Source organism: Bacillus fonticola (assembly GCF_012955605.1).
In the GTDB taxonomy this organism is placed as follows: Bacteria; Bacillota; Bacilli; order Bacillales; family JC228; genus Bacillus_CG; species Bacillus_CG fonticola.
Genome location: NZ_CP052135.1, coordinates 2,351,443 through 2,365,749, shown reverse-complemented (window position 1 = coordinate 2,365,749; position 14,307 = coordinate 2,351,443). Strand labels below are relative to the sequence as shown.

Sequence of the window (14,307 nt, the reverse complement as noted above, 5' to 3'; positions counted from 1 at the left end):
ACAGTGAGCTTTACAATGACTTGAAGGTTACATGTTGCGAAGGGGAAGCTTAGGTGTCCACTGAATCTCCAATACATCACCATCTGCCAGGACAGAAGTAAATGTAGCCTTTGCTCCATTTTGAAGCAGCTGAAAGGTTTTCCCACCTTGTTGGGGAATTTCAATGTCTACATACCGGAACACGTCCTGAAATAAGAATGTGCAGGTTTCAGCCTGCAAGACTTTTGTTCGTAACCGATCTCCATGGTGAATCTCTTCATCTTTACCTAGTCTTTCCCCATCTCGCCACACTTCGAGCGTAGCTTCTTCTATACGAATTTGTTTTCCTTGAAACATTACACTAATACCTATAGCAAGCGTCCACTGTTTCCGCTCGGCAAGTCGCTTTACAGTGACTGGAGAGTAGGAGGTAAACTCTACGTCATCCCCTTCTTTAATGGTCGTGTCTAAAGTGGCTACTTTTCCGTTAACAGTCACCTGCCGATTTACACCGGGGAGATACGTATCCCGTTCATCAATGGTGCAATGAAAAGGCTGACATTGTGCAAGATAATCTTCCTGTTTGAATTTTCCACATAGATCACGAACGCTTTCTAAATATTGGATTTCAATTTCATCACGATCTTGTAACGGAGCTTCAAGATTTGTGAAACGACCATTTTGCTTAACAACAGGCTCTATTGTTTCCCATTTTCCTTGCCAACGAACGCGGAAAGACTGTGTCTTGCTCGGTAGGAGATCCCTGATTGTGCGTACAGCACTTTTTCCAGCTTCACCTGGAACGGCAACGAGGATATCACCGTTTTGGACGACGTCATCGTATTGACAGGGCTGCCCATTTTTCGTTAGATAAGGAGGTTCTCCAAAACCTCCTGGAAGAGTTGTCGCTATTCCATTCACTGTAACGAATAAGCCCATCCCAGGTTTTCCGTGCAGTTTGCTGAAAGATAAGCCAGAAGCTAGTAAGCAATCAGCAACTGTTTGTTTACGCAGCTCAAACAAGCGAACAGGCTGTTCATTTACAGTTACCGATACATATTGGACTGGTGACTGGTGGGAGGCTATAGCAATTCCGATCGGTGTTACAAAGGCGGGACCTTTTGGAAACTGTTCAGGAAGTGTAAGGTCTGCAATGGCAGAGGTGTCACGAACAGCTACCCGCTGCTTTGGGAGGGAGAGTTTTTCAGCAAGAGAATCTTTTAGGTTTGGTGTTAAACTCCCTCCACCAACAAGCATGACAGCTTTTGGCGATCGTTGTTGGTTTAATGAAATGATTTCTTTGGCAATGGCGGAAGCTAGATGATCGACAGCTGGTTGAAGCTCCAGTAAAATGTCTTCTTTAGCTACTGTCGACTCGACTCCTAAAATATCTGTAAAGGTTAGCTCATCCTCAGTAGATAAGCGTCTCTTTTGGGCTTCGGCTTCTGGGAAATCGAGCAAAAAAGCGTCACTAAACCTTTCCGTCATTTCATCCCCAGCTACAGGCACCATTCCGTATGCGACAACGGTACCTCCGTTTGTAATCGCAATATCGCTTGTGCCTGCACCAATATCTACGAGTGCTACGTTAAGGCGCCGCATGGAAGTAGGGATGAGTACTTGGATAGCTGCAATTGGCTCCAGTGTTAAGGCTTCCATTTGTAAGTGACAGCGGTCAAGAGCGGCGGTCAAAGAATCGACGACTACTCTAGGTAGGAAGGTAGCGATGACGGAGACCTTTGCGATGTCCCCCCGCTGATCTAATAAACTACCAATCTCGTCGCCGTCCAGTTCATAGTGGAGAACAGAATACCCAACGCACAAGTAATGTTTACTCACTTCGTCATAACGATCAGCAACCCGTTTTTGGGCTTCTTGTACGGCTTCCATTTCAAAGTGCAGTACATCTTGTCTTGTGAGGGATTTTTTTCCCGAAAGAGTGATCTCTTTTGATGCAGTTTCTGTTTTTAATGCACGACCAGCCGCAGCGACGCAAACGGAGGAAAGAGGCCCATGTTTGTCGCTCAAATGCTGGGTAACTATCTCAATGACACGGCTAACGGCAGGAATGTCATGGATTTGCCCGTCCACCATGGCACGCTCTTCGTGTTCCTTAACATACCAATCCTTCACTACATAACCCGTGCCCTCCTTAGACAAAAGTACGCCTACGACTGACCGAGTACCAATATCTAATGCGAAAAGTGTTTCGTTTTCCAAAACACATTCACCTTCCTTCTTCATCATGCATACAATGCTTTATTACTTAAAAGCGGTTAATGGATAAAGATATTTCGTGACAATACACTTTTTGTCCTTTATAATGAGACCTAATCTTAAAAGCAATGTATCACACTTTGAAAGGCAGGGAAAGAATCCCCTGCTTGAATTCGTTTATAGGAGGTTGAATGGAATGAGTCATCGAGAATTGGATCGTCTTCGCCAAGAAGTAGACGAAATCAACGAGCAGTTATTGCACTTGTTGAATAAGCGTGGAGAACTTGTGAAGGAAATCGGTAAAGCAAAAGAAGCGCAAGGTGTCAACCGATATGACCCTGTTCGTGAACGAACTATGCTAAATAAAATTCAAGAACAAAACGATGGACCTTTCCAACAGTCTACCGTAGAGCACCTATTTAAAGAAATTTTTAAAGCAGGTTTAGAGTTACAAAAGAATGACCATAGAAAAGCTCTTCTAGTTTCACGGAAAAAGAAACCAGAAGATACAGTCGTAAACATTAAAGGAACCAAAGTCGGTGACGGCACTCAACAGTTCATTTTTGGTCCATGTGCGGTGGAAAGTTACGAACAAGTAACGGAGGTCGCAAAAGCTATTAAAGAAAAAGGTTTCACGCTCTTGCGTGGTGGCGCTTTTAAGCCACGTACATCTCCTTACGACTTCCAAGGTCTTGGGATGGAAGGATTGAAAATTTTACGTCAAGTTGCTGATGAGCAGAACTTATCTGTCATAAGTGAGATCGTGAATCCAGCTGATGTCGAGCCAGCATTGCAGTATTTAGATGTAATTCAAATCGGGGCACGTAACATGCAGAACTTTGAATTGCTAAAAGCTGCAGGAAGCGTCAACAAGCCTGTTCTTTTGAAACGCGGACTCGCTGCTACGATTGATGAATTCATCAACGCAGCGGAATACATTATGGCGCAAGGAAACGGACAAATTATTTTGTGCGAACGTGGTATTCGCACATACGAAAGAGCGACACGCAATACACTGGATATCTCAGCAGTGCCGATCCTGAAACAGGAAACGCATTTGCCGGTGTTTGTTGATGTGACGCATTCAACAGGTAGAAGAGACTTATTGCTCCCTACAGCAAAAGCGGCATTAGCAATCGGTGCAGATGGTGTTATGGCTGAAGTTCATCCAGACCCGGCAGTCGCACTTTCGGATTCCGCACAGCAAATGGATCTCGGTCAATTTGATGCATTTGTTCGAGAGCTGTTACCACAAAAAATTGCTCATAAAATGTAAGAATGGCGAAGAGAAAAATTAGGCTTATGGTTTGAACCCGCGTGGCTTTTGCTGACGCGGGTTTTTGAGGTAGAAGTGGATTTTTTAATGCGGGAAGAATTTAATGCTTTAGGTTTCTGTTTGCGAGATATCGCTGTGTGGCGTATAGTAATTCACATAGTAGTGGCCTTTATTCGAGTAGTTTCGTGGAAAAATGCAAACACTATCGAATAAATGAATGGTACGTGATGAGAAGGAGTTGGCAAGATGAATATTACGATTTATGATGTAGCACGTGAAGCGAACGTTTCAATGGCAACAGTATCTCGTGTTGTGAACGGAAATCCAAATGTTAAACCGGTAACGCGTAAAAAGGTGTTGGATGTGATTGAGCGACTAGGGTACAGACCGAATGCGGTGGCAAGAGGGCTTGCAAGCAAAAAAACGACAACAGTTGGAGTCATCATTCCAGACATCTCTAGTATTTTTTATGCAGAGCTAGCAAGAGGCATTGAGGATATCGCAACCATGTATAATTACAACATTATCCTAAGTAATTCCGACCAAAATAAAGACAAAGAATTACACCTCATTCAAACAATGCTAGGGAAGCAAGTGGACGGGATCGTGTTCATGGGTGGTTATATTACTGAGGAGCATGTTCAAGAGTTTGAAAAGACGTCTGTTCCGATCGTATTAGCTAGTTCTTTAGAGGAAAGTAAGCGAATTCCATCAGTGAACATTAATTATGAACAAGCAACTTATGATGCGATAAAAATGTTTCTCGACAAAGGGCATCAGCACGTAGGATTTGTTGTAGGACCCATGAGAGAGCCTATTAATTCGACTCACAAAATGAAAGGATACGAGCGAGCGCTTGAAGAGGCAGCTGTTCCTTACGACGAAGCTTTTGTCATTGAGGGAGATTATACATATGATGCTGGATTAGAGGCCGTAGAACGATTACTAAATAGGGAAAACAAGCCAACAGCCGTTTATGTTGGCTCTGATGAAATGGCTCTTGGTGTGCTTCACGGGGCGTATGACAAAGGAGTTCAGGTGCCTGATGAGTTAGAGGTTATTAGTTCTGATAATACACGGTTGAGTTTAATGGTGCGCCCACAGCTAAGCTCGGTTGTCCAACCTCTTTATGACATTGGAGCTGTATCCATGCGGCTTCTTACAAAATTCATGAACAAAGAAAATGTTGAGCAAAACATCGTTGAATTGCCACACCGAATCGAATTTCGGGACTCAACAAAATAAATATATAGACGATATAAGGAATAGACAAAAATAGGAATGAGGAGAGAGGACAACTTATGAAAAGGCTTGATTTACTGACACCAATTGGAATCGTCGTAGGCGTTCTCGTTTTAATCTTTGGCGTATTGTCAAATGGAGCTTCTGGTGGATTTCTCTCATTCCTTGATATTCCGTCTATGATCATCTTGTTTGGAGGGCTGGCAGCTGCCATGCTCGTTAACTTCTCTATTAAGGAGTTAAAGCGGTTGCCAAGTGTAATAAAGCAAGGATTTTCAATTAAAGATCACAGCTTGAAGGACTTAATTGAAACATGTATTCTTCTATCTGATCGTGCGCGACGTGAAGGTCTGCTCGCTCTAGAAATGGAACTTGATGAAGTAAAAGATCCTTTTCTGAAAAAGGGAATCCTTCTAGCGATAGATGGAATAGAATCGGATACCATTACAGATATTATGCATGCTGATATTCGGGCAATGGAAGAACGACATGGTCGTATGCGCAATCTGTTGGAAAAAGCAGGTGATTATGCACCAGCATGGGGAATGATCGGTACATTGATCGGACTTGTATTAATGCTCAAGAACCTAAATGATCCTTCCACGCTAGGACCCAACATGGCTATCGCTTTGTTAACTACTTTATACGGATCTCTTCTCGCAAACTTATTTTTTCACCCACTTGCCGCAAAACTATTAGCACAAACAGATGAGGAAGTATTTTATAAACAGATCGTGATAGAAGGGGTTATTGGCGTTCAATCAGGTCAAAATCCGAAACTCCTTAAAGAAAAGTTAGCTGTATTTCTTTCTGATGAGGATCAGAAAGAGGAGGAGGATAAGGATAAGGTGAGTCCTTTTAGCGAGGAGACCGTTCGAAATGAACTATAAAAGACGGAGACCACCTGTTAATCAGGGAGCACCGAAATGGATGGTCACTTTTTCAGATTTGATTACGCTAATTCTCGTGTTTTTTATATTGCTATTCTCTATGTCACAAATTGATAATTTGAAGTTTCGTGCATTAGCAGATTCTTTTAGCGAAAAGAGTATACTAGATTTTCAGCCTTCTATTGTTGAATACGAGCAACCAGGTGAACCGATTTCAGAGAAAGAAGTAAATTCAGTGCAAGATAGTAAGCAGGAGACGGAAGCGAATTTCTCGGACTCTAGTGCAGACTCATTGCTTGTTATCATGGAAGAGGTACAGGCCTTCCTTGAAAAGGAGGGTTTGCAGGATGTTGTGGTAGCGAACAGAACGGAGCGAGGTGTTGTTCTTGTTTTGCAGGAGCAGGTATTGTTTGAAACCGGTGAAGCAACGTTACTACATGGGGCAACCCCATTTTTAGAAAAGGTATCTACACTACTTCAAAATATCCCGAACTTTGTGAAGGTTGAGGGACATACGGATAATCGTCCAATTAAAACGTATAGATATCCTTCTAACTGGGAGTTATCGACAGCACGAGCTTCTAGCGTTATACGATACTTTATTGAGAATGAAGGATTAGATCCAAAGCGATTTACTGCAGTTGGATATGGAGAAACGAGACCAGTCGCTCCCAATGATCGGGAGGAAAATTGGCAGAAAAATCGCCGTGTGGAAATCATCATTTCAGATCCTGACTTTCAAGGTGCGGAAGTAGGACAGTAACGATCTTCATGTGGATTGGCGCTGTTTTTATAGGATAAAACAAAACGAGGTACACATGTTTATTGTGATCACCTCGTTTTGTTGTTATACGACTAGGATGATGACTCTTGGCTCTTTTTAAAAGGACTCGTGCTGCGACATATATATAAGGCTTTCTTAACTGTTTGTTCATTTTTTTCATCAATCTCTGCCTTGCGAGGAATCGGTTCGTAAGCATGGACACCATCGTCCCAATTGTTGGGTAAGGTCACAGGTGCTTCTTTTTGCCACATTTCTCTCCAACTTTTAGGGATTTCATCGGTAGGGGAATCCCTTTCCTTCATGGCTAGCCAAATATATGACCAGGCCCTTGGAACAACACGCCAATGATCGTATCCCCCGCCCCCTACAGCTAACCATCGACCATCGCAATACATATCTGCTATTTCTTTTGCTAACAGAGGAATCCTTTGGTAGATCTTCATCGTAGAACATAGATGCGTAAGCGGGTCCAAGAAGTGTGCATCGGCCCCATTTTGTGTCACAATGATATCTGGTTGGAAGTAGTGGGCAACTTCCCTAAATGCTTCTTCATATGCGTGTAGCCACGATTCATCCTCTGTAAAGGCATCTAGTGGAATATTAAAAGAGAATCCATATCCGTTTCCATGTCCGCGTTCTTGAAGAGAACCAGTGCCTGGAAAGAGATAGCGCCCTGTCTCATGAATAGATAGCGTACATACAGCGGGGTCATCGTAGAAAGCCCATTGTACTCCATCCCCGTGATGAGCGTCAGTATCTACATATAACACGCGATAACCTTGTCGCTTTGCTAGTTCGATCGCTACTGCGGTATCATTATAGACACAAAAACCTGAAGCTTTGCCACGGAACCCGTGATGCAGACCGCCTCCTAGATGGAGAGCACGCTTTGTTTGACCAGAAAGAATCGCTTCCATTCCAGTGATAGCACCACCGACCACCCAAGAACTCGCTTCGTGCATATTGGGAAATACCGGTGTATCCTCTGTTCCTAATCCATACGGTTCTGGGTCGCCAAGCAGTCCAGAGCTTGCATGTTGCACCGCTTGAATGTATTGAGGATCATGAATAAGTGCAATTTCAGCTTCTGTAGCACGACGGGGAGGAAGTATTTCTTCATTAGTTAATGCACCTACTTCTTCAAGAAGGGTTTTCGTTAACAATAATCTTTTTTGATCGAAGGGGTGCTGTTCACCGAACCGGTAGGAGAGCAATTCTTTACTAAAAATAAACACGCTCTCCATCATACATGTGTCCCCATTTCTTTCGGCCATAAAACGTCAAATCCTTCTTCGTGTAACGCATGCACTAGGGGGAGAGGATTCATCGTTCCAACACGAAAAACAAGAATTTTGAAACGGTCGTCGTCTGCATTAGGATAGACGAGAATACTATGAATATTTAATTTGTCAGAGTTCATTACGTCAGTTACTCGTGCAAGATTACCTGGCTTGTTTGGGACCCGGACCTCTAAATGAGAACCAGGCTTCCCTGCACCCGTTAATGCAATAAATGTTTTAAGGAGATCAGTTTTAGTAATGATGCCCACTACTTTTTTATCCGACAGAATAGGGAGGGCGCGTAAATGATACTCCTCAAACAAAACGGTCACTTCCTCGACAAAATCGAGCGGATGCCCTGTTTGTACATTGCGAATCGCAACATCGCTAAGCGGTCTTTGGTAGGCGTTTTTTATGTTCCCTCCAGATTTGTATGCTTCTGTCATCCAATAGGAGAGGTGATGGTCTGATACTAACCCAATAAAGTGATCATCACTTCCTACAACCGGAATGTGTGAGATACGGGATCGCTGCAAACATTGATAGGCCTCTTCGACTGTGTTTTCCGGTGAAAGTGTCACAACTGGCGAAGTCATCATTTCTTCGACTTTCATCATGCTGTTCCCCCTTGTAAGCGGTTTTTGAGTTAATACATAAAGCGGTTTTTAAAGCGTAGCTGGTCAAATTGTTGAATAGAGCTCGCCTCAATTCGATTCCCAATACGAACCATTAAGCAATTTGCTGGGTGTGAGCTAATTTCAGGATCATCTGTTGCAAACCATTCTAGACCTCCAGCGTTCATCATTTTCTCCATCACTTTACGATATTCCCAAACAGATAAACCTGTCCCTTTTAAGTCCCAGTGCCAGTAATATTCTGTCGTAATAATGATATAATCTTCCATTGAGTCATCCATCATTGAAACTTTTAACAACTCTTTTCCAAGTGAACCGCCCCGGAATTCTGGGGCGATTTCAATAGCTCCTAATTCAATTAAATTTTCCATATTCCCCTCTGACCACCGCTCTAATGGGTCAGGGTATAAGTAGGTAACGTAGCCGACAATAATATCATCTCTTCTTGCTACAAGAATACGCCCCTCCGGGAGTTCAGCAATCCCGAGTAAAGCTTGAAATTGTTGGCGGGCAGGACGAAAAGAAGTAAGATCTGCATGAAAATCATATTTTTTCAGAGTAGAAGCTGGGAGAGGACCTTCTACAATAAATGTACCGTCTTTTGTTTTTTTTTCTTTTGCGTTGTAGGTCTTCAGGTGGTGCAATGCCATCACCTCTTTAGGGAGTCTCTTCCTTTAGCATACCAAAAAGTAAAGCGCTTTCAATCTATTTCTCCTACAGAATACTTTGAAGAGGAGAAGTATGTACAGAATACGTAAAAAATTGTGAACGTTTCTTATTTATATTATACTAGAGAATGAGACTTGAAACAAAGAACAAAGGAGGATGTTTCATGAAAGTGGAAGCGCTACCAGCGACAAAGGGAAACCATAACCTACAAAGTTATGAAGACACACTTGCGTCATTTGACTGGCAAGAGACAGAGAGAGCTTTTACTTGGTCAGAAACCGGTCGGGTGAATATGGCGTATGAAGCGATTGACCGTCACGCGACATCAGAGAGAAAAAATAAAGTCGCACTCTACTATCGCGATCCATCAAGAAACGAAAAGTATACGTTCAAAGAGATGAAAGACAATACAAACAAAGCTGGAAACGTATTAAAGCAATACGGAAATGTGGAAAAAGGCGATCGCGTTTTCATCTTTATGCCACGCTCACCAGAACTTTATTTTGCGACATTGGGCGCGATTAAACTTGGAGCGATCGTAGGACCTCTTTTTGAAGCCTTCATGGAAGGCGCTGTACGAGACAGATTAGAAGATAGTGAAGCGCAAGTATTGGTCACCACGCCTGCGCTGTTGGAGCGTGTACCGGTAGAGGAGCTTCCTCATTTAAAAACCATTTTCCTTGTTGGCGAAGGCGTAGAAGAAAGTGAAACATATGTAGATTTCTTAAATCATTTTGAACAGGCGAGCAAGGACCTTGAAATCGAGTGGGTTAATCGGACGGACGGCCTCATCTTGCACTACACTTCAGGATCAACCGGTAAGCCAAAAGGCGTGTTACATGTACACAACGCAATGATCCAACATTATCAGACCGCTAAATGGGTATTAGATTTGCAAGAAGATGATGTGTATTGGTGCACAGCAGATCCGGGTTGGGTAACGGGTACCTCTTATGGCATATTTGGACCGTGGCTAACAGGGAGTTCGAATGTGATTGTAGGTGGACGCTTTAAGCCAGAAAATTGGTACGAAACGATTGAAGACTTTGGAGTGACAGTATGGTATAGCGCACCGACAGCGTTTCGTATGCTAATGGGAGCAGGCGATGCGCTTGTGAAGAGATTTGACCTAAGTTCTCTTCGTCACGTACTAAGCGTGGGTGAACCGTTGAATCCGGAAGTAATTCGGTGGGGACAGCAAGTATTCCAAAAGCGTATTCATGATACGTGGTGGATGACAGAAACAGGTGGGCAGCTTATTTGTAATTATCCTTCTATGGATATCAGACCAGGATCAATGGGGAAACCAATCCCTGGAGTAAAAGCAGCTATCGTTGACGATCAAGGAAACGAGTTACCTGCTAATCGAATGGGGAACTTAGCGATTCAAAAAGGCTTTCCATCGCAAATGTTTACGATTTGGAATAACGAGCAAAAGTTTCAATCGTATTTCTTAAACGATGAGTGGTACGTTTCCGGTGATTCCGCGTACATGGATGAGGATGGCTATTTCTGGTTCCAAGGACGTGTAGATGACGTAATTATGACGTCTGGCGAGCGTGTAGGGCCATTTGAAGTAGAGAGTAAATTAGTTGAGCACCCAGCTGTTGCAGAAGCGGGAGTGATTGGAAAACCAGATCCTGTTCGAGGCGAAATTATTAAAGCTTTTATCGCATTGCGCGATGGGTACGAGGCGTCAGATGAATTGACTGAAGAGATTCGTCAATTTGTGAAAAAAGGCCTCGCCGCCCATGCAGCTCCTCGTGAAATTGAATTTAAAGATAAGCTGCCAAAAACACGGAGCGGAAAGATTATGCGTCGTGTTCTCAAAGCTTGGGAACTCGATTTGCCTACTGGTGATTTATCAACAATGGAAGATTAATAAAAAGCCCTTCTTTTCCAAGTGAAAAGGAGGGCTTTTTACCATTCAATTACCGATGTCAGTTTCATTAACAAACCGCCTCCGATTACCTTCGAAGGCGGCTATGAGGTTAAATGGATCACTTGATCGACGAACTATCCATTTCCATTGTTATTACCGTCACTTGGTGGTGGGTCGTCACCGTTGCCATCGTTAGGGTCATTTTCCTGATCATCAGGAGGACGATCTTCGTTGCTGCCATCGTTAGGAGGATTCTCTTCTTCCCCTTGGTTCTCACCGGAATTTTCATCATCATTATTATTGTCGTCAGGCTCTGGAGTTGGAGGTTCCCCAATCTGCATGACGTTAGAGAGTGGAGAAAGCTGGCCTGTAATGTCGACTGCCCTGACAGCATACGAACCATCACCGACATTTACACTGTAACCAGATTGTGTATTGGCTAGTGCATCAACTCGTGTTTCTGCACTATCTGTAACATTGTATACGTAATAGCCAACGACATCCTCTTCTGGATGAGTTGACCACCTAAGAGTGGACCCCTGTTGTGTGATACGCAATGGATCTGGTGCCTTCCCATTCTCTTCTAACACGTTATCTGGAATAAGTAGTTGCTCCCAACGTGAGTCACTCGGTATGAGCTCCTCTTCTGGTCTTAATATTTCACCACCAATTTGATTGTCTATAAACTCTGGTGTTAAGACGATACCACTCTCGACAAACTCAGCTGGTGTTCGTTCGTTTGCAATATATGTTTCCTCGCCGATCCTAACAAAGCCGGCATTAGACAAATTATCGTCAGTAGTCGTTGGAACATTATTGGCAGAGAATAAATCTGTTTCTACCAAACCAGCCTGTAAACATGCATCAGAAGGAAGTTCTCCACTTACTGCGCAATAAGAACGACGCACGATTCCACCTGGCATTTTAAAGCGGTCTCCTGTTGAAATTCGTTCAGGATCTATTTCATAAGCTGCGTTTATTAGCTGCGCCCACAACCCAAGATTTTGTTGATTATAGGAATAGCCCGGAATCGATTGAATGGTTTGTGGTTGATCATAACCCATCCACGTCCCAAATGTCACGCTAGGATTAGATGCGACGAACCACGTGTCGTTCGTGTTTTGGCTCGTTCCCGTTTTTCCTGCCCAATCCGATTGGAAGCTTAACAGTCTCGGTAAGCTTGCTGCTGTCCCTTGGTTTATAACATCGCGCATCATGTCGATCAGTAAGTAGGCGGTTTGTGGAGAGAATACTTTTTCTCTTTTTATTTCATGTTCATAAACACTATCCCCTTCAGCCGTCTCAATGCTTTGGATCATATAGGCATCGATAAATTCTCCGCCGTTTGCAAAGGTTGTATAGGCGTTCGTATTTTCTTCAACACTTACACCAATCTCCATGCCTCCTAGTGCAAGGGCCAAGTTTGAAAAATCGCCTTCTGTCAAAGAAGTGAAGCCCATTTTCTGTAAATAGTTTGCAGGTTGCAAGCTAGACATTTCCCAATATAAGCGAGCAGCGGGAATATTTAACGACTGTTGCAAGGCATAGCGAGTAGTCGTTAATCCACGGTACGAGTTGCTAACATAGTTACTAGGAGTCCATAGTTCTGGCCCCGCTTGATACTCTGTGTATACATCAGGAATGACAGTACCCGGCGATGCAATTCCCTCTTCAATTGCCGGTCCATACACGACAAGTGGCTTCATTGTCGAACCGTTTTGACGTTCTGACCGAAAGGCGTGATTCAATTGTTCTCTGTCAAAGTTTCTTCCTGCAACGAAGCTAATAATTTTTCCAGTTGCGTTTTCGATAAGGACGCCGCCTGTTTCAATCGGTTGTTCTTCTGTCACGATTTCTCCAGTCTCGGAGTCTTCGTATGTAAAGGAAGTGTTATAGGCATAATTTTTATAGTTTTTCGTGACCTCTTGCATTCTATCATAAATCTCTTTATCTATCGTTGTACGAATGCGATAGCCATTTTGACGCAAGTTACGATCAGCAAGTAAACGGTACTCTTCGTTGAGTATCTCGTCACTTTCCAAATCTTCCTTGTTGTACCCGTCCTCTTCTGCTATTTGTATTTTTAAAATATCAATTGCCTGCTTTTCAATTTCATAAGCTAGAAATGGGTACGCTTCAGTTGTACTCGGCTGTGGAGGAGCAAAGTCTTTTGTTAAATCATAGGAGATCGCTGCTTCGTATTCTTTTTCGTCAATTTTACCGTTATCAAGCATTCTCTCTAGGACAGTATGCATTCTTTCCATACCTGGTTCCAAGTTTTCTTTCACTTCGCCTGTTTGGGTGAATGGAGTGTATGCATAAGGACTTTGTGGCAATCCGGCAATAAATGCAGCTTGTGGCAAAGTTAAATCAAGGGCATCTACCCCGAAAATTCCTTGAGCAGCTGTTTGTACTCCAGCAATATTTCGACCGGAAGAGCTCCTACCGAAAGAGGACATGTTCAAGTACGCTTCCAAAATTTCATCTTTATTTAGAAACTGCTCTAGGCGTAGGGCAAGTAAAATCTCCTTCGCTTTACGCTCAAAAGATACTTCATTTGTTAAGATTTGATTTTTAATAAGTTGCTGGGTGAGTGTACTCCCACCAGTTTGGACATTAGCATTGCTGAATTCTTGATATACAGCACGCAAAATTGCTTTTGGGACAACACCTTCGTGCTCGTAGAAATATTGATCTTCTGTAGAAATAATGGCGTCCTTAACGTATGGTGACACCTGATCTAATGTCACTTCTTCACGCTCTATGTCGCTACGAAGTTTCCCCATATAGACATTTTCAGCAAAAAATATTTCTGTCGTTGCTTCTAAATTGTAAACATCTTTTTTCATATCATCAGAGCTGCGAATAGGCTCATCTTTTACGAGTGAGGCAAAATAGCCCGCACCGACACCACCTGCAAAAGCAACACCTGTAAATCCGGTGATACAGATAAGCAAAAAGAAGTTCCAAAAGACTCCGTATGTAATGCGCGCACCTTTTCTTGTTCTATTATTCGTTAAGAAACGAAAAGCACGGCGTATCCGCTCTTTCCAATTGGTTTCTTCCATTGTTTCGTCCCCCAAAAAAAATTTCAACCTTGGGCCCACGTGACGTGGGTCAAAAAGGTGATGTGTCGCAAGGATGCGAGTATACCTTGGATGGCGTGAGTTAGTTAGCCGGCCTATATTCGTAGACGTCGAGATTATAGCCGTTCACCTTTTATCATACCATAATTCGACACGGAAATAGGGTAGATTTCAGTACTTTCGATTGCCTCTGAAAAAGAGTTTTTCTTTCAATTATTGACAGGGATTGTGGAATTATGGTACACATGTAATCAGAACTTCATACGAACGGCAACGAAAGATCGAAGTAGAGTGTCGCGAAGCCGCACAAGAAAGTTGGTGGTGGATGCAAACCAACCTTCCGCGACATTCGAATTACAATCTGGAG

Annotated in this window: 10 protein-coding genes and 1 other annotated feature (1 of these 11 only partly in view); of the genes, 5 read left to right on the top strand and 5 right to left on the bottom strand. The window is 43.1% G+C overall.

Features of this window, described 5'->3' with window-relative positions:
- Window positions 1-27 precede the first annotated feature (27 nt).
- Entirely contained in the window at window positions 28-2,226 is a 2,199-nt protein-coding gene (gene pilM / locus HHK01_RS11635) for a pilus assembly protein PilM (RefSeq protein ID WP_170007953.1), read from the bottom strand.
- Between the two features lie 166 nt (window positions 2,227-2,392).
- On the opposite strand from pilM, the gene HHK01_RS11630 reads away from it, so the two are divergent.
- The 4 genes from HHK01_RS11630 to motS all read left to right on the top strand — a co-directional run bounded on the left by HHK01_RS11630 (window position 2,393) and on the right by motS (window position 6,367).
- Window positions 2,393-3,472, top strand: coding sequence for a bifunctional 3-deoxy-7-phosphoheptulonate synthase/chorismate mutase (locus HHK01_RS11630; RefSeq protein WP_170007952.1), 1,080 nt, complete (start codon window positions 2,393-2,395; stop codon window positions 3,470-3,472).
- Between the two features lie 246 nt (window positions 3,473-3,718).
- The gene (gene ccpA / locus HHK01_RS11625; RefSeq protein ID WP_170007951.1) at window positions 3,719-4,717 is read left to right on the top strand and encodes a catabolite control protein A; all 999 of its coding nucleotides are present in this window, start codon (window positions 3,719-3,721) and stop codon (window positions 4,715-4,717) included.
- Window positions 4,718-4,773: 56 nt separating this feature from the next.
- Window positions 4,774-5,604, top strand: a complete 831-nt coding sequence (gene motP / locus HHK01_RS11620; protein ID WP_170007950.1) for a flagellar motor protein MotP — start codon at window positions 4,774-4,776, stop codon at window positions 5,602-5,604.
- Window positions 5,594-6,367 carry a flagellar motor protein MotS gene (gene motS / locus HHK01_RS11615; protein ID WP_170007949.1) on the top strand — a complete coding sequence of 258 codons (774 nt, stop codon included), beginning with the start codon at window positions 5,594-5,596 and terminating at the stop codon, window positions 6,365-6,367. The genes motP and motS overlap by 11 nt, the downstream gene beginning before the upstream one ends.
- Window positions 6,368-6,459: 92 nt before the next feature.
- Here the strand turns inward: motS and HHK01_RS11610 are convergent, their stop codons facing one another.
- From HHK01_RS11610 to HHK01_RS11600, 3 genes are read right to left on the bottom strand one after another with little or no spacing between them, the layout of a single operon-like run.
- Window positions 6,460-7,662: an acetoin utilization protein AcuC gene (locus tag HHK01_RS11610; RefSeq protein WP_322619368.1), complete on the bottom strand. Its 1,203-nt coding sequence runs from the start codon at window positions 7,660-7,662 to the stop codon at window positions 6,460-6,462.
- Window positions 7,632-8,285: a CBS domain-containing protein gene (locus tag HHK01_RS11605; protein ID WP_170007948.1), complete on the bottom strand. Its 654-nt coding sequence runs from the start codon at window positions 8,283-8,285 to the stop codon at window positions 7,632-7,634. The genes HHK01_RS11610 and HHK01_RS11605 overlap by 31 nt, the downstream gene beginning before the upstream one ends.
- A 29-nt stretch (window positions 8,286-8,314) precedes the next feature.
- A complete protein-coding gene (locus HHK01_RS11600; protein ID WP_170007947.1) occupies window positions 8,315-8,947 on the bottom strand; it encodes a GNAT family N-acetyltransferase in 633 nt (210 codons plus the stop codon).
- Between the two features lie 188 nt (window positions 8,948-9,135).
- On the opposite strand from HHK01_RS11600, the gene acsA reads away from it, so the two are divergent.
- Complete coding sequence (acsA, locus tag HHK01_RS11595; RefSeq protein ID WP_170007946.1) at window positions 9,136-10,854, top strand: acetate--CoA ligase; 1,719 nt, start codon at window positions 9,136-9,138, stop codon at window positions 10,852-10,854.
- Window positions 10,855-10,988: 134 nt separating this feature from the next.
- Here acsA and HHK01_RS11590 read toward each other — a convergent pair whose 3' ends face one another.
- On the bottom strand, window positions 10,989-13,922 hold the full coding sequence (locus HHK01_RS11590) for a transglycosylase domain-containing protein (RefSeq protein ID WP_170007945.1): 2,934 nt from the start codon (window positions 13,920-13,922) through the stop codon (window positions 10,989-10,991).
- Window positions 13,923-14,204: 282 nt separating this feature from the next.
- Window positions 14,205-14,307 (top strand) — a binding site (T-box leader) (it continues 106 nt past the right edge of the window).

Coding starts and splice junctions, on each gene's coding strand:
- acsA (WP_170007946.1), top strand. CDS start 9,136: ATGAAAGTGGAAGCGCTACCAGCGACAAAGGGAAACCATAACCTACAA.
- HHK01_RS11630 (WP_170007952.1), top strand. CDS start 2,393: ATGAGTCATCGAGAATTGGATCGTCTTCGCCAAGAAGTAGACGAAATC.
- motS (WP_170007949.1), top strand. CDS start 5,594: ATGAACTATAAAAGACGGAGACCACCTGTTAATCAGGGAGCACCGAAA.
- HHK01_RS11605 (WP_170007948.1), bottom strand. CDS start 8,285: ATGATGAAAGTCGAAGAAATGATGACTTCGCCAGTTGTGACACTTTCA.
- HHK01_RS11610 (WP_322619368.1), bottom strand. CDS start 7,662: ATGGCCGAAAGAAATGGGGACACATGTATGATGGAGAGCGTGTTTATT.
- HHK01_RS11590 (WP_170007945.1), bottom strand. CDS start 13,922: ATGGAAGAAACCAATTGGAAAGAGCGGATACGCCGTGCTTTTCGTTTC.
- motP (WP_170007950.1), top strand. CDS start 4,774: ATGAAAAGGCTTGATTTACTGACACCAATTGGAATCGTCGTAGGCGTT.
- pilM (WP_170007953.1), bottom strand. CDS start 2,226: ATGATGAAGAAGGAAGGTGAATGTGTTTTGGAAAACGAAACACTTTTC.
- ccpA (WP_170007951.1), top strand. CDS start 3,719: ATGAATATTACGATTTATGATGTAGCACGTGAAGCGAACGTTTCAATG.